General features: G+C 60.2%; 14 protein-coding genes. 8 read left to right on the top strand and 6 right to left on the bottom strand.

All coding sequences use genetic code 11. The features are described from left to right. Positions 1-45: 45 nt before the first annotated feature. Both BW979_RS16135 and BW979_RS16130 read right to left on the bottom strand, forming a co-directional pair. Entirely contained in the window at positions 46-1,329 is a 1,284-nt protein-coding gene (locus tag BW979_RS16135) for an arsenic transporter (protein WP_076384429.1), read from the bottom strand. Positions 1,330-1,434: 105 nt separating this feature from the next. Beyond that, positions 1,435-1,992 carry an NADPH-dependent FMN reductase gene (locus BW979_RS16130; RefSeq protein ID WP_047225771.1) on the bottom strand — a complete coding sequence of 186 codons (558 nt, stop codon included), beginning with the start codon at positions 1,990-1,992 and terminating at the stop codon, positions 1,435-1,437. A 184-nt stretch (positions 1,993-2,176) separates the two neighbouring features. Between BW979_RS16130 and BW979_RS16125 the strand changes: the two genes are divergently transcribed. Beyond that, positions 2,177-2,440 (top strand): hypothetical protein, encoded by a 264-nt coding sequence (locus tag BW979_RS16125; RefSeq protein WP_047225770.1) that lies wholly within the window; start codon positions 2,177-2,179, stop codon positions 2,438-2,440. Positions 2,441-2,526: 86 nt separating this feature from the next. Then, the gene (locus BW979_RS16120) at positions 2,527-3,420 is read left to right on the top strand and encodes a LysR substrate-binding domain-containing protein (RefSeq protein ID WP_076384427.1); all 894 of its coding nucleotides are present in this window, start codon (positions 2,527-2,529) and stop codon (positions 3,418-3,420) included. Here BW979_RS16120 and BW979_RS16115 read toward each other — a convergent pair. The 4 genes from BW979_RS16115 to BW979_RS16100 all read right to left on the bottom strand — a co-directional run bounded on the left by BW979_RS16115 (position 3,386) and on the right by BW979_RS16100 (position 6,572). Continuing rightward, a complete protein-coding gene (locus tag BW979_RS16115; protein WP_076384425.1) occupies positions 3,386-4,000 on the bottom strand; it encodes a GNAT family N-acetyltransferase in 615 nt (204 codons plus the stop codon). The genes BW979_RS16120 and BW979_RS16115 overlap by 35 nt on opposite strands. A gap of 272 nt (positions 4,001-4,272) precedes the next feature. Continuing rightward, positions 4,273-5,034: a DNA polymerase III subunit epsilon gene (gene dnaQ, locus BW979_RS16110; protein WP_047225767.1), complete on the bottom strand. Its 762-nt coding sequence runs from the start codon at positions 5,032-5,034 to the stop codon at positions 4,273-4,275. Positions 5,035-5,273: 239 nt separating this feature from the next. After that, positions 5,274-5,726: a ribonuclease HI gene (rnhA, locus tag BW979_RS16105; protein ID WP_047225766.1), complete on the bottom strand. Its 453-nt coding sequence runs from the start codon at positions 5,724-5,726 to the stop codon at positions 5,274-5,276. Positions 5,727-5,813: 87 nt separating this feature from the next. Then, positions 5,814-6,572: a class I SAM-dependent methyltransferase gene (locus BW979_RS16100; protein ID WP_047225765.1), complete on the bottom strand. Its 759-nt coding sequence runs from the start codon at positions 6,570-6,572 to the stop codon at positions 5,814-5,816. 65 nt (positions 6,573-6,637) lie between these two features. Here BW979_RS16100 and gloB point away from each other — a divergent pair, with 65 nt between their 5' ends. From gloB to BW979_RS16070, 6 genes are all read left to right on the top strand, one after another. Further along, positions 6,638-7,405 (top strand): hydroxyacylglutathione hydrolase, encoded by a 768-nt coding sequence (gene gloB, locus BW979_RS16095; protein ID WP_076384423.1) that lies wholly within the window; start codon positions 6,638-6,640, stop codon positions 7,403-7,405. 99 nt (positions 7,406-7,504) lie between these two features. Next, positions 7,505-8,935, top strand: a complete 1,431-nt coding sequence (locus BW979_RS16090; RefSeq protein WP_076384421.1) for a transglycosylase SLT domain-containing protein — start codon at positions 7,505-7,507, stop codon at positions 8,933-8,935. A 162-nt stretch (positions 8,936-9,097) separates the two neighbouring features. Further along, complete coding sequence (locus BW979_RS16085; protein WP_076384419.1) at positions 9,098-10,930, top strand: extracellular solute-binding protein; 1,833 nt, start codon at positions 9,098-9,100, stop codon at positions 10,928-10,930. Then, complete coding sequence (locus BW979_RS16080; protein WP_047225761.1) at positions 10,927-12,780, top strand: extracellular solute-binding protein; 1,854 nt, start codon at positions 10,927-10,929, stop codon at positions 12,778-12,780. Before BW979_RS16085 ends, BW979_RS16080 begins: the two co-directional genes overlap by 4 nt. Positions 12,781-12,783: 3 nt before the next feature. Continuing rightward, positions 12,784-13,857, top strand: coding sequence for a microcin C ABC transporter permease YejB (locus tag BW979_RS16075; RefSeq protein ID WP_047225760.1), 1,074 nt, complete (start codon positions 12,784-12,786; stop codon positions 13,855-13,857). 1 nt (position 13,858) lies between these two features. After that, positions 13,859-14,878 (top strand): ABC transporter permease, encoded by a 1,020-nt coding sequence (locus BW979_RS16070; RefSeq protein WP_047225759.1) that lies wholly within the window; start codon positions 13,859-13,861, stop codon positions 14,876-14,878.

Genomic DNA, 14,878 nt, shown 5'->3' with positions numbered 1-14,878 from the left:
ACAACGCATCGATGTGGAAGCTGCTCGCGATAAAGCCAACGCGGTCTAAATGGACAACCGCAACGCCAACGCCGCCAACGTCACCAACAACACCGGCACGGTCAGCACAATCCCGACCTTGAAGTAGTACCCCCAGCCAATCCGGATGTCCTTGCGCGCCAGCACGTGCAGCCAAAGCAAAGTCGCCAGGCTGCCGATCGGAGTGATTTTCGGGCCCAGGTCGCTGCCGATGACGTTGGCGTAGATCATCGCCTCCTTCACCACCCCGGTGGCCTGACTGGCATCGATGGACAAGGCACCGATCAGCACCGTCGGCAGGTTGTTCATGACCGACGAGAGCAAAGCCGTCAACAGCCCGGTGCCCATCGCCGCCCCCCACACACCATAGGCGGCGAAACCGTCGAGCCATTGCGCCAGGTAGCCAGTCAGCCCCGCATTGCGCAAGCCATAGACCACCAGATACATGCCCAGGGAGAAGATCACGATTTGCCACGGTGCCTCCTTCATGACCCTGCGAGTGGAGATTTTGTGACCGCGGGCCGCGACGGCCAGCAATAACGCGGCGCAGACCGCCGAAATCGCGCTGATGGGAATGCCCAACGGCTCGAGGGCGAAGCAACCAAGCAGCAGAATCGCCAACACCGCCCAGCCCGCGAAGAAGGTGGCCCTGTCGTGGATGGCACTCGCCGGGGCATCCAGTTGATGCGGGTCATAATCGCGCGGGATATCGCGGCGAAAGAACCACAACAATATCGCCAGGCTGGCCGCGACGCTGACCAGGTTCACCGGCACCATGACCGCCGCGTAACGGTTGAAGCCAATGCCGAAGAAGTCGGCTGAGACGATGTTCACCAGGTTCGACACCACCAGCGGCAGGCTCGCGCTATCGGCAATGAAGCCGGCGCCCATCACGAATGCCAGGGTTGCCGCCGGAGAAAAACGCAAGGCCAGCAGCATCGAAATTACGATGGGCGTCAGGATCAACGCCGCGCCGTCATTGGCGAACAAAGCCGACACCAGCGCGCCCAGCAGCACCATGAACGCAAACAGCTTGCGCCCGCTGCCTCGGCCCCAGCGGGCCACATGCAAGGCGGCCCAGGCGAAGAACCCAGCCTCGTCCAGCAACAGGCTGATGATGATCAGCGCGATAAACGTACCGGTGGCGTTCCAGATGATCTGCCACACCAGGGCAATGTCACCGACCTGCACCACCCCGCTCAACAACGCCAGCAGCGCACCGAGCGTTGCACTCCAGCCAACACCGAGGCCCTTGGGTTGCCAGATCACCAGTGTAATGGTCAGCAGAAAAATCAACGACGCGAGGAGCATGCGCAACAGCCTTGAAAGAAGGGATTTAGTAGGGGAAAAGAAGGGTCGCCTTGTGGCGAGGGGATAAACCCCTCACCCGCTATGCATGCCTGAAAATGCCGGGCATCAGGCCTTTTTGTGCTGTTCAACCCACTTGCCATAGGCATCAATGAATTTCTGCAGAAACGGCCTCACCGACTCAGACAGCTCGCCCTGCTCATCGAACGCGCTCCCCGCACCGGCCAGATAAGCCTCCGGCTGTTGCATGCAAGGCACATCGAGGAAAACCAGGGACTGGCGCAAATGATGATTGGCGCCGAAACCACCCATGGCTCCCGGCGAGGCACTGATCACCGCACCCGGTTTACCGCTCAGGCAGCTCTTGCCGTAAGGCCGCGAGCCGACGTCAATGGCATTTTTCATCGGGGCCGGAACCGAGCGGTTGTATTCAGGCGTGACAAACAGCAATGCGTCGGCCGCGCCAACCTGCTCACGGAAAGTGCTGTAGGCTGGTGGGGGTGTGACGTCAATATCTTCGTTGTAGAGCGGCAGGTCGCCTATCTCGATGATTTCCAGCTTCAGGTTGCTCGGCGCCAGATCCGCCAGGGCCAGAGCCAGCTTGCGATTGATCGAAGCCTTGCGCAGGCTCCCCACTAAAACGGCCACGGTGTAGACATTACTCATTGGACACTTCTCGACGATGGGTTCAAGGGAGCCCCATTTATAGATGATCGGGCGAACAATTGGACCAGCGGAGAACCGAAAACCTTCCGACTGGACTATTTTTTTCATGTAGGAAAACTTACCGCGCTTGACCAAGGTCTACAGAACCGCAAATCGAGTGATTTATTTCCAGAGGTTCTAAGCAATGGCAGCAGTACTTGTCGGACAATTTCATGCACGGGACGCCGAAGGTCGCGTCTATTCAGTGCATGAATACCAAGAATCGACCCCGTCGCCCGACGGTAACGGCAAGGAGCCTGTGACCACTTTCAAGCTGGCGATCGGAGATCGCGTCAACCAACTCGAAGACGGCAAATTCATGCTGGTGCAGTCCCAGATTGAATTAACCCGCGAACCGGAAACGCTACCGCCCGCTCAAACGCCCGCTGAAACGCTAATTGCTTCATAACCTGTTGTTATGAGCAGAAGTCATGCCCGGACTTGGGTTAGGATTCAGCCACTCAATGGCTCTCCCGCCCAACATGGACTGCTTGCATGCGTTTACGCCACATCGAAGTGATCCAGGCGCTGTTGCAGACCGGCCACCTCGGCACGGCGGCTGAATGGCTGCAATTACCGGTGGCAGAGGTGGAGGCGACGCTGCGCGATGCCGAGCTGCAGTTGGGTTTCATGCTGTTTGCCAGTGTGCGCGGGCGATTGCAGGCGACTCGCGAAGCCCTTGAGTTGCGCGACGGCATCACCCGCGTGTATGACACCCTCGAACCGGTGCAACGCCTGGCCAGCAGCCTGAAACACTATCAGGCGCCGCCCCTGCGCATCATTTGCACCCCACCGCTGGCCCAGCAGTTACTGCCTCAAAGTATCGCTGCCCTGCGTCGACGCCATCCGGACGCCCCTTGCACCCTGCTCAGCCAACCGACCCGAGACATTGTTCAGAGCCTTCTGCTGCGCGACAGTGACTTGGGCCTTAGTCTGCACGACCCCGAACACTCCGACATCCAGTGCCAGATGATCGCCCAGGGCAAACTGCAATTGCTGGCGCCCCACGGCTGGCTGCAACCGCGGCAAAAATACATTTCGGTTCAGGATCTGGCCGGCCAGTCGCTGGTGGGCCTGGATGGCCACGACCCGCTGAGCCCTGCGTTCGACCATAAGCTGGCGGCGCTACGCCCCGCGCCGGTCATCCAGATCCGCGTACAGACCCATCAGATGATGCGCGCCATGGTCGAGGCTGGTGAAGGGCTTGCCATCGTCGACCCCTTCACCGCTTCAGGTGCCAAGGACGGCGGGCTGGACGTATGCCCGGTATCGCCCGCCATTCCCATCTGCCTGTATGCGCTGAGTCTGAATGGCACGGCGGCCTCTCCCACCCTCCAGTCGCTGCTGGAACTGATTACGGAACAAGCCGAGGCGCTGTTGGGCCACTGATCGCCATGCCCAGCGGATCATCGAACAACCGGTACCAGAACAACGCCACCTCGGCGGTATGACGGTCAATGCCGCGGTAGCGCAGGTGATCGATCCCGCCCAGCACGTAACCGCAACGCTCATAGAGCCGGCAAGCGCCCAGGTTGTTGTTCTGGGTTTCGAGCATGATGCCCGGCAGTTTTTTCTTGCGGCTCCAGAAATGAGCGACATCCAGCAATGCCCTGGCCACACCGTGGCGACGGGCCGGGGCATGCACGGCAAGCTCATCGATGTGGGCAAAACCGTTCCAGTTGGTACTCACCACCAGATGTCCTACCGGTTGGTCATCGAGGTAAGCCATGAAGATCTCGCTGTCCGGAGCGTCCCGGAAACTGCTGAATTCCTCAGGATCAATGCCATAGCATTTACGATAAGGGGCAATGGGCGTCACTGGCCATTGGCTCACCTGCCGACCCACCTGCGCCGTCCCATAGGCGCTGACCTCGAAACTGAAGTCGCTGCCCCAGATGTAGGCGGCAAAGCCGTCATCGACGACACGCACCGACAGGCCGGGGTGCTTGGGATTCATGACCGGCTGCATACTGGGAAAAGTCCTCATTCCTTGAGACAACCAACGGCGCTCTGCCATCCATTGCCCTTGCCTCTCGAAACTTCATACATCAAGCGGGTATCCGTAGCCTGCCCGTTACCTCAGGTTAGAAGGTACTGGCGATTGTGGCGAGAAATGAATGAAGACTGCCCTTGTGGGAGCGAGCCTGCTCGCGATGGGATCTCCATGGTCCAACAGACAGACCGAGCCGCCTGCATCGCGAGCAGGCTCGCTCCCACAAAGGGTACGACCGTGGCGCAAGATCAGTTCGCCGCGGCCTGGGATTCGACCAGTTGCGTCCACAGTGCCGGAGCACCGGCAGATTTGGCGATAGCTTCCAGACGCGCGGCATGTTCGGCCAGGTCGTTTTCGCTGGCGCGAAGGATCCGGCCTGGCGTGCGGTCAGCGGGCAAACGACGGATTTCCGTTGCCTGGTTACCTGAACCCTCACCCGTGCCATTGCCATCGGAGGCGTTGCCGGCCAGGGACAGGCTGGTCTGGCCACCCGTCATGGTCAGGTAGACGTCGGCGAGAATCTCCGAGTCAAGCAAGGCGCCGTGCAGTTCACGACCGGAGTTGTCGACGCCGTAGCGCTTGCACAAGGCATCGAGGCTGTTGCGCTGCCCCGGGTGCCGTTCCCGAGCCATCATCAAGGTATCGAGGATGGTGCAGTGCCGGGTGATATCGGCCCGGTCGTGCTGCCCCATCAGGGCAAACTCGTTGTTGATGAAGCCAACGTCGAACGCCGCGTTATGGATGATCAGCTGCGCACCCTGGATGAACTCGAAGAACTCATCGGCCACTTCAGCGAAGCGCGGCTTGCCCACCAGGAACTCGTTGGTGATGCCGTGGACGCCGATGGCGCCTTCATCACTTTCGCGGTCCGGTTGCAGGTAAACATGGAAATGGCGACCGGTCAGGCGTCGGCCGATCAGCTCGACACAGCCGATTTCGATAATCCGGTGACCATCGGTCACCGGCATGCCGGTGGTTTCGGTATCCAGTACAACAGATCTGTTGGCCATCAGTGTTCAGCTCTCAACGGGCATGCTTGCAAAAGCGGCGATGTTAACACGCTCCGGTAACGAGGGGACTTACCTGAAACCTGGCTTATGGGAGCGAAGCTGTGGGAGCAAAGCTTGCTCGCGATGAAGATAATGCGGTCTTTCAGGAAAACCAGGGCGCCTGTGTCGCGAGCAAGCTTTGCTCCCACACAAGCTCACTCGCCACAGATCATCCTGTTCAGGCCCCGACACCACTCGTATCAGGCCTGCTTGAAACCCCGCACCTCATCCACCCCACGGTTGGCCAACTGGTCGGCCCGTTCGTTTCCGTGATGGCCGATATGACCGCGCACCCATTTCCAGGTGACGTTGTGACGGTTGACCTGCTCGTCGAGCAGCTTCCACAGATCGGCGTTCTTCACCGGCTCTTTCGCAGCGGTTTTCCAGCCACGCTTCTTCCAGTTGGCCATCCACTCATTGATGCCTTTCATCACATATTGCGAGTCGGTCACCAGCAATACGTCGCAAGGCCGCTTAAGCTCTTCCAGACCCCGAATAGCGCCCATCAGCTCCATACGGTTGTTGGTGGTATTGGTTTCACCGCCCCAGAGTTCCTTCTCGACACCCTTGCATACCAGCAGCGCCCCCCAGCCACCCGGGCCGGGATTGCCCTTGCAGGCGCCGTCAGTGAAGAGTTCTACACTATCGCTCATGCCAATCCATCCAGAAAAAAATGCAAAGGCCTGCCGGACGGGAACGACAACGCCCGCAACCGATGCCGCCAGACCATAAGAAAAGGGTTAAGGCTCGATGTGGCGACGATTGACCTTGGCCATCGGCAAGGGAATCAGCTTGCCCATCGGCTCGCGTCGCGCCTGACGAACCGGGCGCAGCCCGACCGCAATCTTGCGCGCCACCAATAAATAGAAGCCGCCGCCGGACAGTTGCCACTCACCGGCCTTGCGCTCCCAGCCGGCCAGACGGGCCTGCCACTTGGGCGACGCAAGCGGCGGACGATAGCATCCGAAGCGACGTTTCTCCAGCGCGAAGCCCAGCAGGTTGAGCCAGTCACCGACCCTTGACGCCGAGATGCAGCGAGCCTGACGCAAAGCATCGTGAGCGAACACGTGACGCAACCCCCAACTGCTCCAGGGATTGATGCCAATGATCAGCAGATGCCCGCCAGGACGGACGCTGCTGGCGGCTTCGCGCAGCAGCCCGTGCGGGGAGAGACAGAAATCCAGCCCGTGCTGCATCACCACCACATCGGCGGCATGCTCGCTCAACGGCCAGGCCTGCTCTTCGCAAACGATCTCCACGCCAGGCAATGGTGCCCCCAGGCGCACATTGCGCTGAACCTGCGGCGCCGACGGCGGGGTCTGCGCCGAAGGCCCGTAGTGCACCAGATAGCCACCAAAGAAACGGCCCAGCTCGTCTTCGAGCATGCGCCGCTCCTCTTCCAGCAAAAATTGCCCGACAGGGCCGGACAGCCACTCACGAGCGGCGCTGATCAACGCAAGCCAGTCGGGATCAGCCTGAGCGAACGCTTCATCGGTCATTGCATTCTCCAACGCGTCAGGAAGTTCTAAGATGCGCCTTTGTTTTCTGCTTGGCGAATTCCGCGATGATACAGATCAGTGCCCTGCCCGCGTTCACCGATAACTACATCTGGTTGTTACAGGACCACGCCACTCAACGCTGCGCCGTCGTCGACCCCGGCGACGCCACGCCGGTGCAGGCCTGGCTCGACGCCCATCCAGGCTGGGTCCTGAGCGACATCCTGATCACCCACCATCATCACGACCATGTCGGCGGCGTCCAGGCACTGAAAAACGCGACACACGCCACCGTCTACGGCCCGGCCAGTGAAAACATCCCGGCGCGGGACGTGGCGCTGCAGGACAACGACCAGCTCAGCGTCCTCGGCTGGGACTTCGATGTCTACGCCGTACCCGGCCACACCCTGGGGCATATCGCGTATTACCATCATGGCTTGCTGTTCTGTGGCGACACCCTGTTTGCCGCCGGTTGTGGGCGACTCTTCGAAGGCACGCCTGCACAAATGCATCAGTCCCTCAGCCGCCTGGCCTCTCTGCCTGAGGATACGCTGGTCTACTGTACCCATGAATACACCCTCAGCAATCTTAGATTCGCCGCTGCGGTAGAGCCGGGCAACCCGGACATTGCCGCGCGCCTGGAAAAAGTCAGCCAGCAACGCAACGCCGGCGTCATGACCCTGCCCTCGACCCTGGCACTTGAAAAGCTCACCAATCCGTTCCTGCGTACCGCTGAAACATCCGTTAAACAAAAAGCAGACGAACGGAATGGCCAGCGTAACCAGACGCCGAGTGAGGTTTTTGCGGCCTTGAGGGCGTGGAAAGATAAGTTCTAAGGCCGCTGGCGTTTGATACAAAAATTCTGAAAGGTTGACCTGTTGGGGTGCGCTTCCTAGAATCGGCCGACATTTTTGCCCGGAACTTACTTCCAGCCAATGTCGTCATCTATACGTAAGTCCGTCCAGTCAGACACATTGACCCGCTTGGCTCAAGCTGTCGCAGTGGCTGTGTCCGCCACCCTTGCGGGCTGCCAGAGCACGAGCCAGGTGCCGCAGAGCGATGTGGCGCACACGCCGAACATCGCCGCTCGCGCCAAACAGAAGCCCATCTGGCTCACTGAAAAACCCGTCCCTCAAGTGCCTCAGGACGTCTGGGAGCGTATGCGCCAGGGCTTCCAGCTGCAGGAAACCGCCGGCGTCAACCCGCGTATCGAGCAGCAACGCCTGTGGTTCGCCAGCAATCCATCCTTTCTGGAAAACGCCGGCGAACGCGGCAGCCTGTACATTCATTACATCGTCGAACGCCTTGAAGAACGCAACATGCCCCTGGAGCTGGCGCTGCTGCCGGTGATCGAAAGCGCCTACAACCCCATGGCTTATTCCCGGGCCCATGCGGTGGGCCTGTGGCAGTTCATCCCGTCCACGGGGCGCTACTTCAACCTGCGCCAGACCCGCTTCTATGATGGGCGTCGCGACATCACGGCCTCTACCACGGCCGCGATGGATTACCTGACGCGCCTGCACGACATGTTCAACGGCGACTGGCTGTTGGCGCTGGCTGCCTACAACGCAGGCGAGGGAACGGTCAGCCGCGCCATCGAGCGCAACGAAAAACTTGGCCTGCCCACCGATTACTGGAACCTGCCGCTGCCCAGCGAAACCCAGGCCTATGTGCCGAAGTTGCTGGCATTGTCCCAGGTCGTACTTTCTCCCGAGGCCTACGGCGTCAACCTCAACCCGATCGCCAACGAACCGTACTTCCAGGTCGTCGAGATCAACCAGCGCATGGACCTGTCCAAAGTCGCGGCGGTGGCTGACATCGACGAAGACGAGCTGTTCCAGCTCAACCCGGCTTTCAAGCAGCGCACCACCATCGATGGCCCGCAGCACCTGCTGGTGCCCACGTCCAAGGCCCAGTTGTTGACCGCCAGCCTGTCCACCATGCGTCCGGAAGAACTGATCAGCAAACGATCGCTCCAACCGGTTTTTGACTCAGCCGAAGAAAGCACGGTGGCGGGCGCCAAGCGCACCTATCGCGTCAAGCGTGGCGATAACCTGGGGTTGATCGCCAAGGCCAACAACGTTCAGATCAAAGACTTGCAACGCTGGAACAGATTGAGCGGCAACAAACTCAAGATCGGCCAGACCCTGGTCATGCAAGACACCCGCAAACGCGTCAACACGGTAGTCGCTGCCAGCAGCAAGAATAAAAAGAAACAAACCCAGTACAAGGTCAAGCAAGGCGACTCGCTGTACGTGGTCGCCAAACGCTTCAACGTGGAAATGCAGCACCTCAAGCGCTGGAATCCACGGGTAGGCAAGGCACTGAAGCCTGGGCAGATGCTGACGGTTTACTCTCCGCACTAAGCCTGACTGAAGAGAGGGCTGCTTCGCAGCCCAGCGGGAGCAAGCTCCCTCGCCACGGTTTCGGGTAATCCCTGAAGCTTTCGGCTCCCGCCTTTTTCCTGCCGATACAAGCTGTTACTGTACGGGCCATAAAGCCCAAGCCGCCTGGATCGGATCTCAGACTTGATACGTCCCCTCCTCCTGCTCCTGATCAGCCTGGCCTTGAGCTCTCCCGCCGGCGCAACCATTAGCGAAAGCCATGGTTATGCGCAGTTCGGCACGCTCAAGTACCCGGCCAGATTCACCCACTTCGACTGGGTCAACCCGCAAGCGCCCAAGGGCGGTATCTTGCGGGTCATGGCATTTGGCACCTTCGATACGCTCAATCCCTACACTTTCAAGGGCAGCAGCCCGGTTTCGACGCCCAACTTCTTGCAATACGGCATCAACGAGTTGAACGAACCGCTGATGGTTGGCACCGGTCAGTATGCACCGTCCGGCGACGAGCCGACGTCGAGCTATGGCCTGATCGCCCGGTCAGTGGAATACAGCGAAGACCGCAGTTGGGTGGTGTTTAACCTCAGACCCGAAGCCCGTTTTCACGACGGCGTGCCGATTACCGCCTATGACGTGGCGTTCTCCTACAGAACGCTGCTCAAGGAAGGTCATCCGCAGTACCGCACCAACCTTCAGGAAGTGCTACGGGTCGACATCCTCAACCCGCTGAAAATCCGCTTTGTGTTCAAGCGTACGGGCAACCCGCTGCTGATCCTGCGCCTGGGTGAGTTACCGGTGCTGCCCCAGCATTACTGGAAAGACCGCGACTTCAAGGCCACCACCTTCGAACCGCCCTTGGGCAGCGGCCCTTACCGGATTACCAAAGTGCAGCCTGGTCGCCAGTTGGTGTTTGAGCGGGTCAAGAATTACTGGGGCAAGGACCTGCCGGTCAATCGCGGCAAATACAACTATGACCGGATGGACGTGGAGTTCTACCGCGACAGTGAAGTGGCTTTTGAAGCCTTCAAGGCCGGGGAATTCGACATCTACATTGAACACCAGGCCAAAAACTGGGCCAACGGCTACCGGTTCCCGGCGGTCAATCGCGGCGAGGTGATCAAGGCGCAGATTGCTCACCAGATCCCGACCCAGACCCAGGGTCTGTTCATGAATACCCGGCGCAGCACGTTCGCCCAGGTCAAGGTTCGTGAAGCCCTGGGGCTGATGTTCGACTTCGAGTGGACCAACCGCACGCTCTTCAGCGGTGCCTACAAGCGCACCCTCAGCTACTACCCCAACAGTGAATTCTCCGCCAGCGGTCTTCCGGTGGGCCACGAATGGCTGCTGCTCAAGCCGTACCGGGAACAACTACCGCCCGCATTGTTCACCCAACCCTTCAGCCTGCCCAAGACCGACGGGCGGGGCATCCCCCGGGAAACCCTGCGCAAAGCCCTGGGATTGCTGAAGGAAGCCGGGTGGACCATCCACGGCCAGCGCCTGCTCAACGCCGACAGCCAGCCCCTGCGCTTCGAGATCCTGCTGGTGAACCCGAACCTGGAGCGCATCCTGCAGCCCTACGTGGAAAACCTCGCCAGCATCGGCATCCAGGCCCGCCTGCGTACGGTGGATCGCGCTCAATACAAGCAGCGTCTGGACCAGTTCGACTTCGACATGATCCTGCTGACCCTGGGGCAAACCCTCAGCCCGGGTCTTGAGCAATGGCAGTACTTCCATTCCAGCCAGGCGGGGGTCAAGGGCAGCAAGAACTACGCCGGCATCAACAACCCGGTGGTCGATCACCTGCTGGAAAAGCTCCTGTCTGCCCGCACCCGTGACGAACAAGTCGCCGCCGGCAAAGCCCTGGACCGTGTGCTGCTGTGGCAGCACTACTGCATCCCTAACTGGTATCTCAATTATCATCGCCTGGCCTACCGTAACCGGTTTGCCTTTGTCACTACGCCGCCCTACACCCTGGGTTTGAGCGCATGGTGGCTGAAATCTTCGGAGAAAGATCAATGAAGCCTTTACGCGCCCTGCTCCTGCAGGCCAGCGGCCTGTTGTTCGCCGGACTGGCCTGTGCCGCACCGCAGCACGCCTTGACCTTGTACAACGAGCCGCCGAAATATCCGGCCGACTTCAAGCATTTCGATTATGTGAACCCTGACGCCCCCAAGGGCGGGATTTTTCGTCAGGGCGGGTTTGGTGGCTTCGACAGCCTCAACCCTTTTATCAGCAAGGGCGTCCCCGCCGATGACATCGGCCTGATCTACGACACCCTGGCCAAACAAGGCCTGGACGAACCCTTCACCGAATATGGCCTGATCGCCGAAAAAATCGAGAAGGCCCCGGACAATGCCTGGGTGCGCTTTTACCTGCGGCCCGAAGCCCGCTTCAACGACGGCCATCCCGTACGCGCCGAGGACGTGGTGTTCAGCTTCCAGACCTTGACCAAGGACGGCGCTCCGATGTTCCGCGGTTATTACAACGACGTGGCCGAAGTCATCGCCGAAGAACCGCTCAAGGTGCTGTTCAAGTTCAAGCACACCAATAACCGCGAATTGCCGCTGATCCTCGGCCAACTGCCGGTATTGCCCAAGCATTGGTGGGCCGGGCGCGAATTCAACAAGGGCAACCTGGAGATCCCCCTCGGCAGCGGCCCGTATAAGGTCGCCGAAGTGAAGGCTGGCCGCTCGATTCGCTATGAACGCGTGAAGGACTATTGGGGCAAGGACCTGCCGGTCAACCGCGGCTTCTACAACTTCGATGTGCTGACCACCGACTACTATCGCGACAACACCGTGGCGGTCGAGGCACTGAAGGCCGGGCAGTTCGATTTCTGGCTGGAAATGGCTGCCAAGAACTGGGCCAACGCCTACAACATCCCGGCCGTGACCGAAGGCCGGCTGATCAAGGAACAGATCCCCAACGGCAACCCCACCGGCATGCAGGGCTTTGTCTACAACCTGCGCCGCCCGGTCTTCCAGGACGTGCGGGTGCGCAAGGCCTTGAGCCTGCTGCTGGACTTCGAATGGACCAACAAACAACTGTTCCACGGTGCCTACGCCCGCACCCGCAGTTATTTCGAAAACTCGGAGATGGCCGCCACCGGCCTGCCCGGCGAAGACGAGCTGAAGATCCTCGAGCCGTTGCGTGGCAAGATCCCCGAGCAGGTGTTCACCCAGGCCTTCCAGCCTTCGGTATGCGACGGCAGCGGCATGATTCGTGACCAGCAGCGCAAGGCCTATCAATTGCTGCAAGAGGCCGGCTGGCGCATCGTCGACGACAAGATGGTCGATGCCCAGGGCAAACCCGTGGTGCTGGAGTTCCTGCTGGCCCAGACCGAATTCGAGCGGGTGCTGCTGCCGTTCAAGCGTAACCTCAGTGACCTGGGCATCGAACTGGTGATCCGCCGGGTCGACGTGTCCCAATACATCAATCGCGTGCGCTCGCGGGATTTCGACCTGATCGTGGGCAGCTTCCCGCAGTCCAGCTCGCCGGGTAACGAACAGCGCGAGTTCTGGATGTCGGCCGCCGCCGATAATCCCGGCAGCCGCAACACCATGGGCCTGAAGGACCCCGCCGTCGACCAACTGGTGGAGCAACTGATCAACGCCGACTCACGCAAGAGCCTGGTGGCCCACGCCCGGGCGCTGGACCGGGTGTTGCAATGGGGCTACTACGTGATCCCCAACTGGCACATCAAGACCTGGCGCGTAGCCTACTGGAACCACATCGGCCATCCAAAAATCACCCCGACCTACGACATCGGCACCACCACATGGTGGGTCAAGCCAGAGGTCAAGCCTTCCATCGAGGTGGAAAAACAGGTCATCGAGCAAAAAATCGTCGCCCCGGCGAGTGTGGAGTAACCGATGCTGGCTTATATCTTTCGGCGTCTATTGCTCATCATCCCGACCCTGTTTGGCATCCTGCTGATCAACTTCGTGATCATCCAGGCCGCGCCCGGCGGGCCGGTGGAGCAGATGATCGCCAAACTCGAAGGTTTCGAAGGCGCCACCAGCCGCATTGCCGGTGGCGGTGCCGAAGTGTCGGTGGCCGGCTCCGCCTATCGCGGCGCCCAGGGGCTGGACCCGGCGCTGGTCAAGGAAATCGAGCGCATGTACGGCTTCGACAAGTCGGCGCCGGAACGCCTGTGGATCATGATCAAGAATTACGCTCGCCTGGATTTCGGTGACAGTTTTTTCCGAGACGCCAAGGTCATCGACCTGATCAAGGAAAAAATGCCGGTCTCCATCTCGCTAGGGCTGTGGAGTACGCTGATCATGTACCTGGTGTCGATCCCGCTGGGGATCGCCAAGGCGACGCGGCATGGCAGTCATTTCGACGTCTGGACGAGTTCGGCGATCATCGTCGGCTATGCCATCCCGGCGTTCCTGTTCGCCATCCTGCTGATCGTGGTGTTTGCCGGCGGCAGCTATTTCAACTGGTTCCCGCTACGGGGGCTGACGTCCAACGATTTCGATGAACTGAGCATGGGCGGCAAGATCCTCGACTATTTCTGGCACCTGGCCTTGCCCGTGACGGCCCTGGTGATCGGCAACTTTGCCACCATGACCCTGCTGACCAAGAACAGCTTCCTCGATGAAATCAACAAGCAGTACGTGGTCACCGCCAAGGCCAAGGGCCTGACCCGCAATCGGGTGCTCTATGGTCATGTGTTCCGCAACGCCATGCTGCTGGTGATTGCCGGCTTCCCTTCGGCGTTCATCGGAATCTTCTTCACCGGCTCGTTGCTGGTAGAGGTTATTTTTTCCCTTGATGGCCTCGGTTTGATGAGTTTCGAGGCGGCAATCAACCGTGACTACCCGGTGGTCTTCGGCACCCTGTTCATCTTCACCTTGCTGGGGCTGGTGGTGAAACTGATCGGTGACCTGACCTACACCTTTGTCGATCCACGCATCGACTTCGAAAGCCGGGAGCATTGAGATGAACCTGTCCCCCCTCAATCGCCGCCGTTTCGAATTGTTCAAGGCCAATAAGCGTGGCTGGTGGTCGCTGTGGCTGTTCCTGATCCTGTTCGGGCTCAGCCTGGGCGCCGAGTTGATCGCCAATGACAAGCCGCTGGTGGTGCACTACGACGACGGCTGGTACTTCCCGGCACTCAAGCGCTACCCGGAAACCACGTTCGGCGGCGAATTTCCGCTGGAAGCCAACTACAAGAGCCCATACATCCGCGAACTGCTGGCCGCCAAGGACGCGTGGGTGCTGTGGGCACCGATCCCGTTCAGCTACCAGAGCATCAATTACGACCTGAAGGTCCCCGCCCCGGCACCGCCCTCCTCGGTCAACTGGCTGGGCACCGACGACCAGGGCCGCGATGTGCTGGCCCGGGTGATCTATGGTTTCCGTGTTTCGGTGCTGTTCGCTCTGACACTGACCCTCCTCAGCTCGATCATCGGCGTGATCGCCGGCGCCTTGCAGGGCTTTTACGGCGGATGGGTCGACCTGGCCGGCCAGCGTTTCCTGGAGATCTGGTCGGGGCTGCCGGTGCTTTACCTGTTGATCATCCTGGCCAGCTTCGTGCAGCCGAACTTCTGGTGGTTGCTGGGCATCATGCTGCTGTTCTCCTGGATGAGCCTGGTGGACGTGGTCCGCGCCGAGTTCCTGCGCGGGCGCAACCTGGAATACGTGCGTGCCGCGCGGGCATTAGGCATGCAGAACGGCGCGATCATGTTCCGCCACATCCTGCCCAACGCCATGGTCTCGACCATGACGTTCATGCCGTTCATTCTCACCGGGGCCATCGGCACCCTCACGGCCCTGGATTTCCTCGGGTTTGGCTTGCCTCCGGGCGCTCCGTCCCTGGGTGAACTGGTGGCCCAAGGCAAATCCAACCTGCAGGCGCCGTGGCTTGGCATCAGCGCGTTCGCCGTACTGGCGATCATGCTGAGCCTGCTGGTGTTCATCGGCGAGTCAGCTCGCGATGCCTTCGATCCGAGGAAATGA

The sequence above is a fragment of the Pseudomonas sp. A214 genome (assembly GCF_900156295.1).
Taxonomy (GTDB): Bacteria; Pseudomonadota; Gammaproteobacteria; order Pseudomonadales; family Pseudomonadaceae; genus Aquipseudomonas; species Aquipseudomonas rhizophila.
This window is presented reverse-complemented; position numbering and strand designations above follow the sequence as displayed.